The sequence below is a fragment of the Actinomyces weissii genome (assembly GCF_016598775.1).
Lineage (GTDB): Bacteria > Actinomycetota > Actinomycetes > Actinomycetales > Actinomycetaceae > Actinomyces > Actinomyces weissii.
Genome location: NZ_CP066802.1, coordinates 1,093,984 through 1,111,149, shown reverse-complemented (window position 1 = coordinate 1,111,149; position 17,166 = coordinate 1,093,984). Strand labels below are relative to the sequence as shown.

The window sequence follows — 17,166 nt, the reverse complement described above, 5'->3', positions numbered from 1 at the left end:
CGCACGGCCACCGGCACAGATACTAGCGCCCCCGGCTGGTGACCCGGATACCGCTCCAGCGCTCTCCCACCGAGGCGGCCGAGGTGGCGTGCATGCCAGCGGTGCTCACGGCCTCCTCGACGTCGGAGGCGGGCACGGCGCCCTTGGTGCGTGCCTTGGGCGTAAGCACCCAGATCACGCCCGCGCCGTCCAGGTTGGCCTGGGCGTCCACCAGCAGGTCTGTGAGATCATCCACATCACCGTCGTCCGCGCGCCACCACACGACGGCGCCGTCGGCCACGTCCCCGTAGTCCTCGTCCACGAGCTCGGTGCCCGTGGCCGCCTCAACCGCTGCGCGCAGGGCCTCGTCTACGTCCTCGTCCCAGCAGAACTCCTGGACGACCTGCCCCGAGGTGAAGCCCAAAGCCGCACCTGCCGTGCTAGCCACTGCCCGCACCATCCTTCCGAGCCCACCGGCTCCAACTGGGCGGGCGCTGACCGGTTGTTGCCCGCATAGGACAAGCCCACCGCATCAGGTGCCGCACGCGCAAGTGCCTCAGCCGCTCCCGTAGGCGCCATCTGCTGCCCTCCAGCAAGGCTCCGTGAGTCAGAACACACGTGAGGTAGGACCTTCTTCCTGACGACTTCTCCACACTCCCCCAGCACAGGCCGTAGATTTGGCCCTGTCATAGCCAGCGCCCCAGCCGGGCCATCCACCGCACCGACGCGAGGAACGAGGAACCCGTGAGCCCCACCAGTGACTCCACTCCGCTTATTGACGGCCTCCTGAGCAAGGTCACCGACAACGACCCCGAGGAGACCAAGGAGTGGCGCGACTCGCTAGACGCCCTGATCAAGGAGAAGGGCGCCCCCCGCGCCCGCTTCATCCTGCTGTCCATGCTGGCTGACGCGCGCCGCAAGAACGTCGCCGTCCCGGCCCAGACCGCCACCCCCTACGTCAACACCATCAGCGTGGAGGACGAGCCCTACTTCCCCGGTGACGAGGCCACCGAGCGCACCTACCGCCGCTGGCTGCGCTGGAACGCGGCCGTGATGGTCACCCGCGCCCAGCGCCCCGGCGTCGCCGTGGGCGGGCACATCTCCTCCTACGCCTCCACCGCCACCCTCTACGAGGTGGGCATGAACCACTTCTTCCGGGGCAAGGACCACCCCGGCGGCGGTGACCACGTGTTCTTCCAGGGCCACGCCTCCCCCGGCAACTACGCCCGCGCCTTCCTGGAGGGGCGGCTGACCGAGGCGGACCTGGACGGCTTCCGCCAGGAGTACTCCCACCCCAAGGAGGGTCGGGGCCTGCCCTCCTACCCGCACCCGCGCCGCATGGAGGACTTCTGGGAGTTCCCCACCGTCTCCATGGGCCTGGGCCCGGCGGAGGCCATCTACCAGGCCTGGTTCGACAAGTACCTGCAGGGCGCTGGTATCAAGGACACCTCCCAGCAGCACACCTGGGCCTTCCTGGGCGACGGCGAGATGGACGAGCCCGAGTCCCGCGGCATGATCCAGCTGGCCGCCAACCAGCAGCTGGACAACCTGACCTTCGTGGTCAACTGCAACCTGCAGCGCCTCGACGGCCCCGTGCGCGGCAACGGCAAGATCGTCCAGGAGCTGGAGGCCCAGTTCAAGGGCGCGGGCTGGAACGTCATCAAGGTCCTGTGGGGCCGCGGCTGGGACCAGCTCCTGGCGGCTGACAAGGACCATGCCCTGGAGCACCTGATGATGGAGACCCTGGACGGCGACTACCAGGCCTTCAAGGCCAATGACGGCGCCTACGTGCGTGAGCACTTCTTCGGGCGCGACCCCCGCACCGCGGCCCTGGTCAAGGACTGGACCGACGAGGAGATCTGGGCCCTGCAGCGTGGCGGCAACGACTACCGCAAGGTCTACGCCGCCTACAAGGCGGCCATGGAGCACAAGGGCCAGCCCACCCTGATCCTGGCCCACACGGTCAAGGGCTACATGCTGGGCACGCACTTCGCGGGGCGCAACGCCACCCACCAGATGAAGAAGCTCACCCTGGAGGACCTCAAGGGCCTGCGCGACCGGCTGCACATCCCGGTCACGGACGAGCAGCTGGAGGCCAACCCCAAGATGCCGCCCTACTACCGTCCGGCAGCCGACGACCCGGCGCTGCTGTACATGCTGGAGCGGCGTCGCCAGCTCGGTGGCTTCGTACCCGAGCGCCGCGACCACGGCAAGGAGCTGGAGCTGCCCGGAGACAAGGCCTACGACATCCTCAAGTCCGGCTCCGGCAAGCAGGAGGTCGCCACCACCATGGCCTTCGTGCGCCTGCTCAAGGAGCTGCTCAAGGAGAAGGGCGTCGGACGGCGCATCGTGCCGATCATCCCGGACGAGTCGCGGACCTTCGGCATGGAGTCGCTGTTCCCCACCAAGAAGATCTACAACACCCTGGGGCAGAACTACACGCCGGTGGACGCCGACATGATGCTGTCCTACCGGGAGTCCACCTCCGGCCAGCTCATGCACACCGGCATCAACGAGGCGGGCTCCGCGGCCCTGTTCCAGGTGGTTGGCACCAGCTACGCCACCCACGGCGAGCCGATGATCCCCGTGTACATCTTCTACTCGATGTTCGGCTTCCAGCGCACCGCGGACCAGTTCTGGGCCGCCGGTGACCAGCTGGCCCGCGGCTTCATCATGGGCGCCACCGCCGGGCGCACCACGCTGGCCGGTGAGGGCACCCAGCACATGGACGGCCACTCGCCGCTCATCTCCGGGACCAACGAGGCCGTGGTCACCTACGACCCCGCCTACGCCTACGAGATCCGGCACATCGTGCGTGACGCCCTGGAGCGCTGGTACGGACCCGACTCGGGCCGCAACCGCGACATCATGTACTACCTGACCGTCTACAACGAGCCCATCGTCCAGCCCGCCGAGCCGGAGGGCGTGGACGTGGAGGGCATCATCAAGGGCCTGTACAAGCTCGACGACGCCCCCGCCGGTGAGGGCCCAGAGGTCACCCTGCTGGCCTCCGGCGTGGGTGTGCCGTGGATCCGTGAGGCCCGCGACATCCTGCTGCAGGACTGGGGCGTGCGCGCCTCCACCTGGTCCGTGACCAGCTGGAACGAGCTGCGCCGTGAGGCCCTGGCCGCTGAGAAGGCCAACTTCCTCTCTGGTGACACCGCCGGGCAGGTCCCCTACCTGACCCGCAGGCTCTCGGAGGTGCAGGGGCCCTACATCGCCACGAGCGACTTCGACCACCTGGTGCAGGACCAGATCCGTGCCTGGGTGCCGGGCGACTTCCACACCCTGGGTGCGGACGGCTTCGGCTTCTCCGACACGCGTGCCGCAGCCCGCCGCTTCTTCCTGATCGACGCGCACTCGGTGGTGGTCAAGGCCCTGCAGGCGCTGGTGCGTCAGGGCAGGCTGGACCGTTCGGTGCTGGACCAGGCGCTGAGCCTCTACGAGCTGGAGAACGTACACGCGGGCACCTCCGGCTCAACCGGTGGTGAGGCCTGAGCAGCAGCCAGGCACGGGCGCTCCTGAAGGGAGCCGCCCGCCCCGCAGGCCCGGGTCGGCTGCCGTCACTGACGGTACCGGCACCGGGCCTGCGGGCTGCCCGGCCACGGGCAGGCCCTCTGCTGGCAGCCGCGGTACCTGGTGGCAGCCAGGGCTTTTCTGCCGCGGGCCTGCCCCCAGGCCCGTGCCCTGCTCGCAGGCCCGCCCCCCGACAGGACCTCGGCCTGCCTGCCCCGGAAGAAGAGCTGCCTATAGGATTCAGACGTGCTTACCCTGACACCTCTGCCCCCGGCCCGCCGCGCCCTGGCCACGGCCCTGGTTCTGGTCCTGCCCCTGCTCGGCGCCTGTACCCCTGGCCGCCCCGCGCAGACGCCCGCCGTCGACGCCGTGCCCACCCCCGCCAGCGGTGACGGCGCACAGGCAGGGGGCCAGGAAGCCGAGCCGGAGGCACCTGAGGACCCCGCAGCCCCAGAGGACCTGGACGGCGCCGCCCCGGCAGAGCAGCAGGTGGAACGCGGCCCCCACTGCACGGCGGCGGACCTCAGGCAGCCCGTCTCCCCGGAAGACCTCTCCCCCGAGACCAGCCGGGAGCTGGCCCTGAGCATGGTCGGCAAGACCGTCCCGGCCGCCCCGCACACCACGGTTGAGGACAGCTTTGACAACACCAGCGCCTACATAGTGCGGGTGGAGGCCGGTGCACAGACGGTCGAGGTCAACGCGGGCGGCACCGTCGTCATCGTCGAGGGAGACATTGACACCCTGATCGTCAACGGCCTGGCTACCACCGTCTGGGTGGACAACGTGGACCACGTCAGGCTCGGCCCGCAGGCCGCCGGCAGCTACGTCCTGTGGACGGGCACCAAGCCCGACCTGCAGGACCAGGGCCTGGGCAACACGGTGGCCCGCGCCGAGTACGCCGTCCACGTCCACAACTACTGCTGAGCCGCCGCGGAGGCGGGCAGGCACGTACGCCGCAGGCGGCGCAGCTGACCCCAGCGGCGTCGTGACAACACCCCGCTTCCTGACACTTTGGGTATTCCTACAAGCCGCCGCGTACCATCGGCTCATGGCCGACCTCAGCGCCCCCGTAGTAGCCGCCTTGCGCAAGGCGCAGCACCAGATCGTCGAGCACTCCCTGGACCGTGTCAGCGCGGTCCACCCCTGGTACCGCACCCTGCCGGAGACCTCCCGCCGCCAGATCGAGGCGGTCTCCCGGATGGGCGTGACCATGTTCGTGGACTCCGTGGAGGACCCGGAGAACGCCACCAAGCCCTCTCAGATCTTCTCCGTGGCCCCGGCTGCCCTGACCGGCACGATCTCCCTGGAGCAGACCCTGTCCCTGGTGCGCACCGTGGTCAGCGTGGTGGAGGAGGAGTTCCCCGAGGTCGTGCCCGCCCAGGACCGGGACTCCGTGCGCATCCTGGTGCTGCGCTTCGGCCGGGACATCGGCTTCGCCGCCGCCCAGGTGTACGCCCGGGCCGCAGAGGCGCGCGGGGCCTGGGACGCGCGGCTGGAGTCGGTGGCGGTGGACGCCATGCTGCACGACTCCCCCCAGGACGCTGAGACCCGGGCCGGGACCGCGGGCTGGCACGGGACCGGCCCCGCCGTCGGGATCGCCGCCCGCACCGCCCTGGACGCCCTGGCCGTGTCCCACCTGCGCCGCCAGTGCCGTGTGCTGGCCGAGGACTGCCTGGTCTCCGTGCGCGGCGACTCGGTGCTGGTGGTGCTGGGCGGCCCCAGGTCGGCCACCGACGCCGCCCGCACCGACCTGAGCCTGGAGGCCCACCTGGACCAGGCCGCTGTGGCCCTGGGTGCTGAGCTCGGGCAGACAGCGGTGGTCGGGCCGGTGGTCGCCGGGGTGGCGGCGGCCGGGGTGTCGCTGCGCTCGGCCATGGCCGGGCTGCGGGCCCTGCCGGGCTGGCCGGAGGCCAGCTGCCCGCTGCGGGCCGACGAGCTGCTGCCGGAGCGGCTGCTGTCCGGTGACCCCCTGGCCCCCGCCCAGCTGCTGGCACTGGTGCATGCCCCGCTGCGTGAGATGGGGGAGCCTTTTGAGGAGACAGTAGCCACCTACCTGTCCCACGGGCGCAGCCTGGAGGCCACCGCCCGCGCCCTGTTCGTGCACGCCAACACGGTGCGCTACCGGCTGGGGCGGGTCACGGAGCAGGTCGGCTGGGACCCCACCGACCCCCGGGACGGGCTGCTGCTGCACGTGGCGATCATCATCGGGCGTCTTGACGCCGCCGGGAGCTGAGGTGCTGGCGCTGCTGTGCCCCGGGCAGGGCTCCCAGAAGCCGGGGATGCTCTCCCCCTGGCTGGGCACCGGAGAGCCGGGGCCGGGCGAGCAGGTGCTGGCGCTGGCCCGGGCGGCCAGCGAGGCCACCGGCCTGGACCTGCTGCGCCTGGGCACCCAGGCCCCCGCTGAGGAGATCCGTGACACCGCTGTGGCCCAGCCCCTGATCGTGCTGGTCTCCCTGGCCAGCGCCCTGCACCACGACCTGCTGGCTGCGCCAGACCCAGCCGGGAGCGGTGACGGAAACGGCGTGGTTGGTGGTGCTGCCGTGGGGGCTGGCACCGCCGTAGTGGGTGGTGGTGCTGCTGTAAGGCCTGGCGGGCACAGCGAGGTGGTGGCCGGGCACTCCCTGGGGGCCCTGACCGCCCTGGCCCTGGCCGGGGCCCTGAGCCCGCTGGAGGCGGTGCGGCTGGCCGCCGTCCGCGGCCAGGCCATGGCCCGGTGCTGCCAGGACCCGGCCGAGGAGCCCAGCGGGATGACCGCCCTGCTGGGGGGCGAGCGGGAGGCCGTGGTGGCCGCCGCCCAGACGGCGGGGCTGTGCCTGGCCAACGTCAACTGCTCCACCCAGGCGGTGGTGGCTGGCCCCCTCAGCGCCCTCAGGTCCCTGAAGCTGCCTGCGGGCACCCGGGCGGTGACCCTGGAGGTGGCCGGGGCCTTCCACACCCCCCTGATGGCCCCCGCAGCACCTGCACTGGCCCAGGCCGTCTCCGAGCTGCCCGACCGGCCCCTGCAACGCGCGGTGGTGGACGAGGCCACCGGCGCCCTGCACCCGGCAGGCGGGTCCAGCGCCCGCCTGCTCACCGATCTGGTGGCGCACCTGACCGCGCCGGTGCGCTGGGACCTGGTGCAGCAGCGGCTGGCCGACCTGGAGGTGACCCAGGCTGTGGAGCTGGCACCGGCCGGGACGCTGGCTGGGTTCGCCCGCCGCGACCTGCCGCAGGTCGCCGTCACGCGCCTGCGGGCCCCCGCCGCCTGAGGAACGGCCCTACGGCGAAGCAGCCCCCTTACCAGAGGCAGGCCCGCCCCAGGCGACCAGCAGCACCAGCTCGCCAGGTGCTCGAGGCCGGGCGCGGATGAGGGACAATGCTCCCGTGCCCGCCGGGCACCACCGCAGCCACCCACCCAAGGAGCCCCCATGCCTGCCGACCCCACCGAGGTCCTGACCGTCGTCACCGAGATCCTGGCGGAGGAGGCTGGCGTGGAGGCCTCAACCATCACCCGGGACACTGACCTGGCCCAGGACCTGGACATCGACTCCCTGGGGCTGCTGACCGTGGCCACCCAGATCGAGGAGCGCTACCCGATCACCCTGGAGGACTCCCTGCTCACCAAGCTGGGCACGGTCGGCCAGCTGGTCGACCTGGTCTGCGACGCCCAGGCCTGAGCCCGTGGCAGCCGCCGAGGTCGTCGTCACCGGGCTGGGCACCGTCAACCCCCTGGGGGCGGACGTACCCAGCACCTGGCAGGCCCTGCGGGAGGGGCGCTGCGCCGTGCGGCCCCTGGACGCTGCCTGGGTCCAGGAGCACGCCCTGCCGGTACAGCTGGGAGCCCCCCTGGCCCGTGACCCGGCTGAGCTGCTGAGCGCCAAGGAGCTGCGCCGTCTGGACCGCTCCAGCCAGTGCGCCCTGCTCGCCGCCCGCCAGGCCTGGGCGCAGGCCGGTGCCCCCGCGGTTGACGGCCAGCGCCTGGCGGTCAGCGTCTCTCCCGGCATGGGGCCGGTACTCAGCGTGATGCAGGCCTGGGACGCCCTGCGGGACAGGGGGCCCCGGCGGGTGCTGCCCACCGCGGTGCCCGCCCTCATGCCCAACGCGCCCGCGGTGGCCGTCAGCCTGGAGCTGGGCGCGCGCGGCGGCTGCCACGCCCCCGTCTCAGCCTGCGCCTCCGGAGGGGAGGCCATCGCCTACGCGGCGGACCTGATCGCCCTGGGCCGGGCTGACGTGGTGGTGGCCGGGGGCACCGACGCCGCCCTGCACCCCATGAGCATCGCCGCCTTCGCCGCCATGCGGGCGCTGTCCACCCGCCAGGAGCAGCCCTGCACCGCCTCCCGGCCCTTCGCCCCCGACCGGGACGGCTTCGTCATGGGTGAGGGTGCCGGGGTGCTGGTGCTGGAGTCCGCCGAGCACGCGGCTGCCCGGGGCGCCACCGTGCTGGCCCGCCTGGCCGGAGCGGCCGTGACCGCGGACGGCTACGACGTCGCCCGCCCCGACCCGCAGGGCCACGAGCAGGAGCGGGCCCTGCGACTGGCCCTGGAGCGCGGCGGCCTGGAGCCCCGGCAGGTGGGGCACGTCAACGCCCACGCGACCTCCACCCCGGCGGGCGACATCGTGGAGGCGCAGGTGCTGGCCCGTACCGTGCCCGGTGCCGCCGTCAGCGCCACCAAGTCCGCCACCGGGCACCTGCTGGGTGGGGCGGGCGGCCTGGAGGCGGTCCTAACGGTCATGGCCCTGCAGGAGGGCTGGCTGCCGCCCACCCTGCTGCCCGGCGGGATCGACCCGCAGGTGCTGGCCACCGGCCTGGACGTCGTCGGCCCAGGAGGCCGGGAGGCGCCGGGGCTGCAGGCGGCCGTAAGCACCTCCTTCGGCTTCGGTGGGCACAACGTGGCCCTGGCCTTCAGTCGTTGAGGTGGCCCGGCGCCAGCCTGACCGCCTGCTGGTGCCTGCCGAGGTGAACGGGCTGGCTGGGCCGTCAGCGCTCCTGGGTGCGGGCCATGCGGTGCCAGGTGTGGCGCCGCCCCCGGATCGCCAGGGAGTAGGCGTAGATGTTCTCCGGCGGGGCGATCCCGAAGTAGCCCGAGTCCCCGATGTGGTGCACGTCCGCGCCCGAGGCCTTGGAGTCCATGCCGATGCGCTCGATGACGCCCCGGCTGGCGCCCTCCTGGGAGGTGCCGATGGAGTTCCACACCAGCAGGCCACGGGCCTGAGCGAGCTCCACCCGCTCCGTGGTGGCTTGCATGGAGGAGCCGGGAGTGGTGCCGGGGGCTGGCTGGAGCACGCCGTGGGCGCCGGCGTCAGCCAGGCGCCGGACGTGGTCGGCGGTCATAACGGCCTCACCGGCGCCCGCCGCGTGCATGCGCCCGGCGAAGAGCACCAGACGGTCGCCGGTGGCGGACCGGATCTGGGAGGTGGCCTGCACGATCGCGTCCATGGTCACGCCGGTGCCAGGGTTGCCGGTGATCACGGCCACCGCCCCACCCTGTTCGGCCAGGGCCAGGGCGTTGTCCACGGTCGCGCGCCTGCCCGCCGGGAAGCTGGCGCGGGCCGGGTCCACCGGTTCCAGGTTGACGGCCACGACCCGTCCGGTGCGGCGGGCGACGTCGCCTGCGGTGCGGCCTCTGCCAGCAGGGAACCCCCCAAAATCGGTGGGGGCGGCCGCCGGCGTGCCAGCGTCGGGCAGGCCCCAGACCTGCGGGCTGGTGACGTCGTAGAGGTTCAGGCAGATGATGTCCGCGCCGAAGGCCGCCGCAAGCTCGGGGTTGGAGCAGCCGTCCTGGAGGGGCGGCACGGCGGTGATGGTCTCGGCGGCGACGGTGCGGCCCTCAGCCTGGCGGACGGCGTCCACCAGCTCCGTGCCGCGCAGGGCGGCCAGGGTGGCCGGGCCCAGGTCCAGGATGCGTGTCATAGCCGCGGCGTCTTTCTGCGGTTGGGCCGACGCGCGTCAGCCGACGCGGTGGAGCCAGCGCACCGGGGCGCCGGAGCCGGCGTAGCGGAAGGGCTCCAGCTCGTCGTCCCAGGCCTGCCCCAGGGCCAGGTCCAGGGCGCGACGCATGGCGAGCATGTCGGTGCCGTGCTCCAGGGCGGCCCGCACCCGGTCCTCAGGAACGACGACGTTGCCGTGGGCGTCCGTCTGGGCGTGGAAGATGCCCAGGTCAGGGGTGTGGGACCAGCGGCTGCCGTCGACACCCTGGCTGGCCTCCTCCGTGACCTCGTAGCGGAGGTTCGCCCAGCCGCGCAGGGCGGAGGCAAGCTTGGAGCCGGTGCCGACGCGCCCCACCCAGGAGCACTCGCCGCGCAGCATGCCCGGGGCGGCAGGCTGGTCGATCCAGTCCAGGTGGACACGACTGCCTAGCACCTCCGCAGCAGCCCACTCGACATGCGGGCAAAGCGCGGGAGGTGCTGAGTGCACGAAAAGTACACCGCGGGTGTAGGCACCGTTCATGAAGATCGCCTCCTGGTCGGTTTGAGGGTCGTCTTCCCCAACGTCCTCATTACCGGCTGGGCTGCCTGCATGACGCTCGCGGCGTGCAGGGACATTGTGCCTGCCATTCCCCCACAGGTCCAGCACCCCCTCCCCTAACACCCCCCTCCTTTACCGCGAGACCGGGACATATGTACCGCGAGACCGGTAAGGGGACCCTAAGTTAGGACCACCGGCGCCGTCGTCAAGCTTGAGCCTGGGCCACCAGCTGCCCTACGGGAAGCTCCTATAACCAGCCCACCGCCTACTTCCTGCGCCTGCCACCCCCTTTTACCCTCCCGGGCAGGCAGGCCCCAGATCAGGAGCCCCTGCCCCCAAAAGCTCTACTCGCGCCGGAGGCCAGCAAAGCCCCACTTGCACTCACGAGGCCCCGCACCCCAACATCCGCCAGAGACTTTCCCTTGCAATTACAGGTTTCCAGGCACGACACCCTTCTTCCCGACAAACACTCAGGCCCCCGTTAGACCTGCAACGGCGCCCCCGGCGCACACAGGGCGCCGCCATCGCCAGCACCATGAATCCAGAACCGTTGGAGCTCCAACGTCCCGCACGCTAGCCAGCACTCTCGTGCGCGCAACACGCGACTACCAGGACGCGAAGGCCACTACGCGGCCGCGCACACCACAGCTCTCAGCACATCTGCAACAGCCAAGGCACGAAGGTTTCGCGCCCACAACCCGCACCACCTGGCCACGAGCCCGCACTCCACCTAAGCAAGGCAACCCTTACCGATCTCGTGAGCCATATGTCCCGGTCTCGCGGTATATATGTCCCGGTCTCGCGGTACATATGTCCCGGTCTCGCGAATAAAGGAGGGAAAGAAAAGACCAGAGCCCCGGCGGGCGGGCCGGGGCTCTGGGTGGCTCCCGCGAGTGGACTCGAACCACTAACCGTCCGATTAACAGTCGGATGCTCTGCCATTGAGCTACGCGGGAATGCGTCTTGGCGCGGGTTGAACTCTAGCAAGCCCGCCGCCCGCCGTCGAATCGCGCACAGCCAAGAAAACACCGTGTTCGCAACGCAAAGTCACTCTGTGGGCAGGCCCACACCGTCGCGGACCCGCCTTTCGAGCTCCTCAAGCACCTTCCGGTCGGCCTCGGAGAGGCTCTCCGCACGCACCCCGCTGACCGCCGTGAGCAGCTCCCCGTCCCGGCCGCGCCGCACGCTGACGCTCACCACCCCCACACCCGGCAGCTCGCCGCTGACCCGGTGCACCACCACGGACTCCACCCGCTCCCGCAGCACCCGGGCAAATGGGTTGGGGTCGACGTCGACCTGCTCCCCCGAAAGCTCCAGCACCTCTGGCACCACCAGGACCAGCTCCGCCTGCTCCGGGTCCAGCCAGCGCAGGGTGAAGGCGCGTTCCGTCCCCTCCCACTTGGCCCGGTCCACCTGGTGCCAGTCCCAGGCTTGCAGGCGCTCCCCCTCCACCAGCGCCAGCGAGCCGGTCAGGGCCAGCGCCCAGCGCGTCCTGTCGGGGGACACCGGCACGGCGGCCAGCACCTTCTGACCGGCCTCAACCAGCGCCAGGACCTCGGCGGGTACACGGGCCTGACGACGACGGGGGCCCCGGCGTCGGGGAAGCAAGGAGGAAAGTGGCACGGCTCAACGCTATCTGCTGCGCCACCGGACGCAAGAGCCGCCGCGGGCGTGAAAGGATGTGACCATGGCTTACCGCGAGATCCGCATCATCGGCGACCCAGTTCTGCGTACCCCCTGCGAGTGGGTGAAGGATATCGACGACACCGTCAAGTCCCTGGTCGAGGACCTGCTGGAGACCGTGGACGAGGACGGCCGCGCCGGCCTGGCCGCCAACCAGATCGGGGTGGGTCTGCGAGCCTTCTCCTGGAACATCGACGGCGAGATCGGCTACGTCATCAACCCCCGCCTGGTGGAGGTCTCCCAGGACGAGTACCAGGACGGCGACGAGGGCTGCCTGTCAGTGCCCGGACTCTGGTTCCCCACCGAGCGCGCCTGGTACGCGCGCGCTGAGGGCATAGACCTGGACGGCAAGCCGGTCGTCCTGGAGGGCGAGGAGCTGATGGCCCGCTGCATCCAGCACGAGTGCGACCACCTGGAGGGACACCTCTACCTGGACCGCCTGGACCGCAAGAACCGCGCCAAGGCCATGAAGGAGCTGCGCGCCCAGGGCCTCTGAGCGCCAGGGTCAGCCTCACCCTAGCCAGGCGTTCCTGACGACGGCAGACGACGCCGCTGGCAGGAGCGCCCCAGGTCTAGCCACCCCAGCGACGCCGAAGGCGGTCGGCAGCCAGCCCGGTCCGTACCTCCCGGGTGCGGTGGGCTGAAGTGGGGGCCGCAGGCGTGGCGGGGCTGGCGGGAGCGCGGTGCGGAACGAACGGTGCGGATGGTAGCCAAGGACCCCACCCCGGCCCGCCACCTCCCGTTAGACAACCGCCAGCGCCGTCAGTCCCGCTCTGAGAGGGCGGCCCGCTGCGCCTCCAGGGCCACGACCCGTTCAAAGATCTCCCGGTTGCGCTCGCTGCCCGGGTCGGTGCGCCGCTGCTCGCTGCGCAGGGCCGCCAGCGCCCGGGTGACGCTGACTCGCTGGAAGGAGCGCACCACGCCGCGGGCGTAGGCCTCCTCCGCCCCCCGGTCCGCCTCCAGCAGGGCCGGGTTGGTCCTGGAGGGGCGCGCCGCGATAGGCAGGGCCACCACGGCCAGCTCGGTGACCGCCTGGTCCACCTCACCGACGGCCCCGGCCCGGATGGTCTTGAGCCAGTGGTTGATGACCGTCATGGTCAGCCGCTCCTTGGGCACCCCGGCCTCCTGGGCCTGGGCGGTGAGCAGGCGGACCTGGCTGACTCCCCCGGCGGCGAGGACGGCCTCGAACACGGCCCGGTGGACCGGCTGGGTGAAGCCCTCCGGGTCCAGGTCGTCCGCACCAGCGTCCTCGGCGTGCCCTGGCATCTGCAGCATGACCGCCAGCACGTCGCGCTCCATGCGGATCACGGGGTCGGCGGCGTCGGGCAGCACCGAGCCGCGCGGGACCTCCCCGGGCTCCGGGGCCCCCCGCTGCTGCTCCCCGATCCGCCCTCCGCCAGCCCGGGCCCCGGGCCGCCCAGCGTGCTGCTGGGCGTAACGCACCTCCATGACGACGTCGCGCTCGGGCATCCCCAGCCAGCCTGCCAGGGCGCGCGTGTACTCACGGCGCAGGGCGAAGTCACGGATGCCCGCCACCACGGGAGCGGCGGCGTGCAGGCCCCGGACCCGCCCCTCGGGGGTGGAGAGGTTCAGGTCGGCCAGGGCGGTACGGATCACGAACTCGAACAGGGGCTGGCGGGACTCGATGAGGGCGGGGATAGCCTCCTCCCCGTGGGCCAGGCGCAGGTCACAGGGGTCCATCCCCGACTCGGCCACCGCCACGAAGGTCTGGGTGGCGAAGTTCTGGTCCTCCGCGAATGCCCGCATGGCGGCCTTCTGCCCGGCCGCGTCGCCGTCGAAGGTGAAGATGACCTCCCCGCCGCGCGCCCGGGCCCCGGTGAGGATGACCCCGGCAGCCGGGTCGGCGCTGTCCCCCAGCAGACGGCGGACGATGCGCGTGTGCCCCTCCCCAAAGGCCGTGCCGCAGGTGGCCACGGCCGTGGTGACCCCGGAGGCGTGGGCGGCCATGACGTCGGTGTAGCCCTCCACCACCACCACCCGGTGCTGCTCGGCGATCGCGTGCCTGGCCAGGTCGAGCCCGTAGAGCACCTGGCCCTTGTGGAAGATCGGGGTCTCCGGGGTGTTGAGGTACTTGGGCCCCTGGTCATCCTCGGACATGCGCCGGGCCCCGAAGCCCACGGTGGCACCCGTGATGTCCCGGATCGGCCAGATGAGGCGGTCGCGGAAGCGGTCGTAGACGCGGTTGGCGCTGCGCCCGGTGCTGGCCAGGCCGGAGTCCACCAGCTCGGCCTCCGTGTAGCCCTTGGAGCGCAGGAAGCTGCACAGCTGGTCCCAGCCGGGTGGGGCGTAGCCCAGGCGGTAGCGGGCGGCGTGGGACTGGGTGAAGCCCCGGGAGGTCAGGAAGTCGCGTCCGGCCTGGCCGGCCGGGCTGGCCAGCTGCTCGTGGAACCAGGCCTCGGCGAGCCGGTTGGCGTCCAGCAGGCGCTGGCGGGTGCCCGGCTCGATGCCTCTGGTGACCTGCCCGCCCTCCTCGTAGCGCAGCTGGACGCCGGTGCGGCCCGCCAGCAGCTCCACGGCCTCGGAGAAGGACAGGTGGTTGACGCGCTGCACGAAGTCGATGACGTCCCCGCCCTCGCCGCAGCCGAAGCAGTGCCACAGGCCCAGCTGGGGGCGGACGTTGAAGGAGGGGGTGCGCTCGTCGTGGAAGGGGCACAGGCCCTTGAGGGAGCCGACGCCCGCGCTCTTGAGCGTCAGGTGCTCCCCGACGACGTCCTCGATGCGCGCGCGCTCGCGGACCGCCTCGATGTCCTCCCGCTTGATCCTTCCGGCCACGGGCCCATACTAGGCGAGGCGCCGGCGCCGCCCGGCCGGAGTCAGACCTGGGAGAAGAGCCCGCACAGGCGGGCGTGCCACTGCTGGGCAGAGGTGTCGGTCAGGGAGGCGATCTGGTCGATGACGGCGCGGCGCCGCCCGGCCTCGCCGTCGGCCTGCTCCCACAGCTCGCGGAACACCGGGTCCAGGTCGCGGCCGCGGTTGTCCATGAGGGCGTCGGCCAGGTCGAAGAGCAGGGTGCGTTGGCGCAGGTAGGTGGGCTCGTGCTCACGGGGCGCCATGACATAGCGCACGGCCGCGCCCTTGAGCACCAGGATCTCGGCGGCGGTCTGCTCCGGGACCACCAGCTCGGCCTCGTAGCGGGTCAGGGGGCCCTGCCCGTAGGCCTGCCGGGTGGCGGCGGCGACGGCGGAGACGAAGCGCCCGATGACCTGGCTGGTGAGGTTCTTGAGGCGGGCCTGGTCCGCCAGGGAGCCGTCAAAGCTGCTGATCCAGGCGGGGTCCGCCATGAGCCGCTGCCAGGCAGCCCCCAGCTCGTCGCGGCTGGTGCAGGGCTTGTACCAACCTTGCAGGTCGTCCAGCAGGGCCTCGACCTCAGCGTCCCGGGTCAGGGCGGCGGGGTCCATGCGCCCCAGGGCGATGGCGTCCTCCACGTCGTGCACGGAGTAGCCGACGTCGTCGGAGAAGTCCATGATCTGGGCCTCCACGCAGGCGCGGCCCCAGGGGGCTCCCTGCCGCATCCAGGTGAAGACCTCGGCGTCGGCGTCGTAGACGGAGTACTTGCGGGCGCTCTTGCCCTGGGGCCCGCCTGGCCCCTGGCCCTGCCGCCAGGGGTACTTGCAGGTCGCGTCCAGGCTCGCGCGGGTCAGGTTCAGCCCCACGGAGCGACCCTGGGGGTCCAGGGTCTTGGGCTCCAGGCGGGTGAGCAGGCGGAAGGTCTGGGCGTTGCCCTCGAAGCCGCCGATGTCCTGGCTCAGGGCGTCCAGCGCCTTCTCCCCGTTGTGGCCGAAGGGCGGGTGGCCCAGGTCGTGGGAGAGGCAGGCGGCGTCGACGACGTCCGGGTCGCAGCCCAGGGCGTGCCCCAGGGCCCGTCCCACCTGGGCCACCTCCAGGGAGTGGGTCAGTCGGGTGCGCACGAAGTCGTCGGCCCCGGGCCCTAGCACCTGGGTCTTGGCGCCGAGCCTGCGCAGGGCCGAGGAGTACAGGACACGGGCCCGGTCCCGCTCGAAGGGGGTGCGGCTGACGGACTTGGGGGGCTCGGGCTGGAAGCGGGCCACGTCGGCGGGGCCGTAGCCGCGCAGGGAGTCAGCGGGCTCGTTAGCCAGCTCGTCCATGGGCCCGGTGGGGTACAGCCCGGCTGGTGGGCAGGTCTCCGGCATGGGCTCACCGTACCGCAGGCAGCGGCCTGCACCGGTTTCACCACGGGCCCGCAAGACACGTCAGGATCTTGCATCTCACCGTGCCGCCCTGCAAACAGCTCTGAGCACCCCGCTATCTCCTCACAAGCAGGACAAGCCTTTCTGGCGCTACCGCCCTCCCCGGAGCCGCCGTCGTTAACAACGACTGCAAACACCACCCCATTTCTTTGCAGGCTTTGCAGGAGCGCGTTACATTAAAAGGTATAAGCACCCGTGGGAGGCGTGCCGTGCGCTAACCGTTCACGGCACCTGGCAGAGCGGCTACCGCCCGCGCGCCGCCGGTGCCGCTTCTGGGAGGAGAACTTAAGGATGCCGCAGCGGATCACGCTCTCTGACATCGCGGCGCAGGCAGGCGTCTCCACCGCCACCGTCTCCCGCGTGCTCAATGGCAAGTCCAACGTCGCCTACGCCACCCGCCAGCAGGTGTTCGTGGCCCTGGACCTGCTGGGCTACGAGCGGCCCGCCAGCCTGCAGGACACCTCCCGCGGCCTGGTGGGCCTGATAATCCCGGAGCTGTCCAACCCGATCTTCCCGATCTTCGCCCAACGGATCGAGCAGATCCTGGCCGCCGACGGGCACACCCCCCTGCTGTGCACCCAGCACCCGGGAGCCACCAGCGAGGACGAGTACATAGCCATGCTCATGGAGCGGTCGGTCGCCGGGATCATCTTCGTCTCCGGACGCCACGCGGACACCACTGCCGACCTGACCCGCTACGAGCGCCTGCGCGAGCGAGGCATCCCGATCGTCACCGTCAACGGCAACACCGCCGGCCTGCGCTCCCCCGGCTTCACCACTGACGACGCCGCCGCCGCGAGCATGGGGGTGCGCCACCTGTTCTCCCTGGGGCACCGGCGTATCGGCCTGGCCATGGGGGCCAACCGGATGGTCCCGGCCAAGCGCAAGCTGGAGGGATACACGCGCACCATGTGCGAGCTGCTCCCCGACGAGCCGCTGCGTACCGTGGAGAGCCTGTTCACCTACGAGTCAGGGGTCAGTGCCGCCCAGCAGCTGCTGGACGCGGGCTGCACCGGCATAATCTGCGGCTCGGACGTACTGGCCCTGGGCATCATCCAGGGGGCCCGCTCCCGGGGACTGTCCGTGCCGGAGGACGTCTCCGTGATCGGCTACGACGACTCCCCGCTGATCCCGATGATGAACCCGCCCCTGACCACGGTGCGCCAGCCGGTGGACGCGATCTCCCGGGCCGCCGTCGCCTGCCTGATGGCGCAGGTCAGCGGGGAGAAGGTGGAGGAAACCGAGCTGTTCTTCCAACCTGACCTGGTGGTGCGCGGCTCCACCACGGTCGCCCCCAAGGACTGAGGGACGGCG

Annotated in this window: 14 protein-coding genes and 1 tRNA gene; 8 read left to right on the top strand and 7 right to left on the bottom strand. The window is 71.6% G+C overall.

All coding sequences use genetic code 11. From position 1 onward, the window contains the following. Positions 1-22: 22 nt before the first annotated feature. The gene (locus JG540_RS04585; protein ID WP_200277624.1) at positions 23-427 is read right to left on the bottom strand and encodes a DUF3052 domain-containing protein; all 405 of its coding nucleotides are present in this window, start codon (positions 425-427) and stop codon (positions 23-25) included. 296 nt (positions 428-723) lie between these two features. On the opposite strand from JG540_RS04585, the gene aceE reads away from it, so the two are divergent. The 6 genes from aceE (at position 724) to JG540_RS04555 (ending at position 8,388) form a co-directional block, all read left to right on the top strand. Further along, positions 724-3,477: a pyruvate dehydrogenase (acetyl-transferring), homodimeric type gene (gene aceE, locus JG540_RS04580; RefSeq protein WP_200277623.1), complete on the top strand. Its 2,754-nt coding sequence runs from the start codon at positions 724-726 to the stop codon at positions 3,475-3,477. A gap of 264 nt (positions 3,478-3,741) precedes the next feature. After that, positions 3,742-4,419, top strand: a complete 678-nt coding sequence (locus JG540_RS04575) for a hypothetical protein (protein WP_200277621.1) — start codon at positions 3,742-3,744, stop codon at positions 4,417-4,419. Between the two features lie 124 nt (positions 4,420-4,543). Continuing rightward, entirely contained in the window at positions 4,544-5,728 is a 1,185-nt protein-coding gene (locus JG540_RS04570) for a PucR family transcriptional regulator (protein WP_200277619.1), read from the top strand. Next, a complete protein-coding gene (locus tag JG540_RS04565; RefSeq protein WP_200277617.1) occupies positions 5,709-6,743 on the top strand; it encodes an ACP S-malonyltransferase in 1,035 nt (344 codons plus the stop codon). Before JG540_RS04570 ends, JG540_RS04565 begins: the two co-directional genes overlap by 20 nt. A 159-nt stretch (positions 6,744-6,902) precedes the next feature. Further along, positions 6,903-7,151 (top strand): acyl carrier protein, encoded by a 249-nt coding sequence (locus JG540_RS04560; protein WP_200277615.1) that lies wholly within the window; start codon positions 6,903-6,905, stop codon positions 7,149-7,151. A 4-nt stretch (positions 7,152-7,155) separates the two neighbouring features. Continuing rightward, a complete protein-coding gene (locus tag JG540_RS04555) occupies positions 7,156-8,388 on the top strand; it encodes a beta-ketoacyl-[acyl-carrier-protein] synthase family protein (RefSeq protein WP_200277614.1) in 1,233 nt (410 codons plus the stop codon). A 64-nt stretch (positions 8,389-8,452) separates the two neighbouring features. On the opposite strand, the gene JG540_RS04550 is transcribed toward JG540_RS04555, so the two are convergent. The 4 genes from JG540_RS04550 to JG540_RS04535 form a co-directional block, all read right to left on the bottom strand. Further along, the gene (locus JG540_RS04550) at positions 8,453-9,385 is read right to left on the bottom strand and encodes a DUF7916 family protein (RefSeq protein WP_200277613.1); all 933 of its coding nucleotides are present in this window, start codon (positions 9,383-9,385) and stop codon (positions 8,453-8,455) included. Between the two features lie 36 nt (positions 9,386-9,421). After that, the gene (locus JG540_RS04545) at positions 9,422-9,922 is read right to left on the bottom strand and encodes a DUF3145 domain-containing protein (RefSeq protein WP_200277612.1); all 501 of its coding nucleotides are present in this window, start codon (positions 9,920-9,922) and stop codon (positions 9,422-9,424) included. 899 nt (positions 9,923-10,821) lie between these two features. After that, positions 10,822-10,896: transfer RNA gene (locus JG540_RS04540), tRNA-Asn, on the bottom strand. 91 nt (positions 10,897-10,987) lie between these two features. Then, positions 10,988-11,563 (bottom strand): hypothetical protein, encoded by a 576-nt coding sequence (locus JG540_RS04535; protein ID WP_200277611.1) that lies wholly within the window; start codon positions 11,561-11,563, stop codon positions 10,988-10,990. A 64-nt stretch (positions 11,564-11,627) separates the two neighbouring features. On the opposite strand from JG540_RS04535, the gene def reads away from it, so the two are divergent. Continuing rightward, complete coding sequence (gene def, locus JG540_RS04530) at positions 11,628-12,119, top strand: peptide deformylase (RefSeq protein WP_200277610.1); 492 nt, start codon at positions 11,628-11,630, stop codon at positions 12,117-12,119. Between the two features lie 266 nt (positions 12,120-12,385). Here def and dnaG read toward each other — a convergent pair whose 3' ends face one another. Together dnaG and JG540_RS04520 are read right to left on the bottom strand one after the other, a co-directional pair. Continuing rightward, the gene (gene dnaG / locus JG540_RS04525; protein ID WP_200277609.1) at positions 12,386-14,416 is read right to left on the bottom strand and encodes a DNA primase; all 2,031 of its coding nucleotides are present in this window, start codon (positions 14,414-14,416) and stop codon (positions 12,386-12,388) included. A gap of 41 nt (positions 14,417-14,457) precedes the next feature. Next, positions 14,458-15,750, bottom strand: a complete 1,293-nt coding sequence (locus tag JG540_RS04520; RefSeq protein ID WP_200278092.1) for a deoxyguanosinetriphosphate triphosphohydrolase — start codon at positions 15,748-15,750, stop codon at positions 14,458-14,460. 393 nt (positions 15,751-16,143) lie between these two features. On the opposite strand from JG540_RS04520, the gene JG540_RS04515 reads away from it, so the two are divergent. Beyond that, a complete protein-coding gene (locus tag JG540_RS04515; protein WP_200277608.1) occupies positions 16,144-17,157 on the top strand; it encodes a LacI family DNA-binding transcriptional regulator in 1,014 nt (337 codons plus the stop codon). Positions 17,158-17,166 lie beyond the last annotated feature (9 nt).

Bases quoted from the DNA above. Each gene is read 5' to 3' on its own strand.
- JG540_RS04570 (WP_200277619.1), top strand. From the start codon at position 4,544: ATGGCCGACCTCAGCGCCCCCGTAGTAGCCGCCTTGCGCAAGGCGCAG.
- JG540_RS04560 (WP_200277615.1), top strand. From the start codon at position 6,903: ATGCCTGCCGACCCCACCGAGGTCCTGACCGTCGTCACCGAGATCCTG.
- JG540_RS04550 (WP_200277613.1), bottom strand. From the start codon at position 9,385: ATGACACGCATCCTGGACCTGGGCCCGGCCACCCTGGCCGCCCTGCGC.
- JG540_RS04545 (WP_200277612.1), bottom strand. From the start codon at position 9,922: ATGAACGGTGCCTACACCCGCGGTGTACTTTTCGTGCACTCAGCACCT.
- def (WP_200277610.1), top strand. From the start codon at position 11,628: ATGGCTTACCGCGAGATCCGCATCATCGGCGACCCAGTTCTGCGTACC.
- JG540_RS04520 (WP_200278092.1), bottom strand. From the start codon at position 15,750: ATGGACGAGCTGGCTAACGAGCCCGCTGACTCCCTGCGCGGCTACGGC.
- JG540_RS04515 (WP_200277608.1), top strand. From the start codon at position 16,144: ATGCCGCAGCGGATCACGCTCTCTGACATCGCGGCGCAGGCAGGCGTC.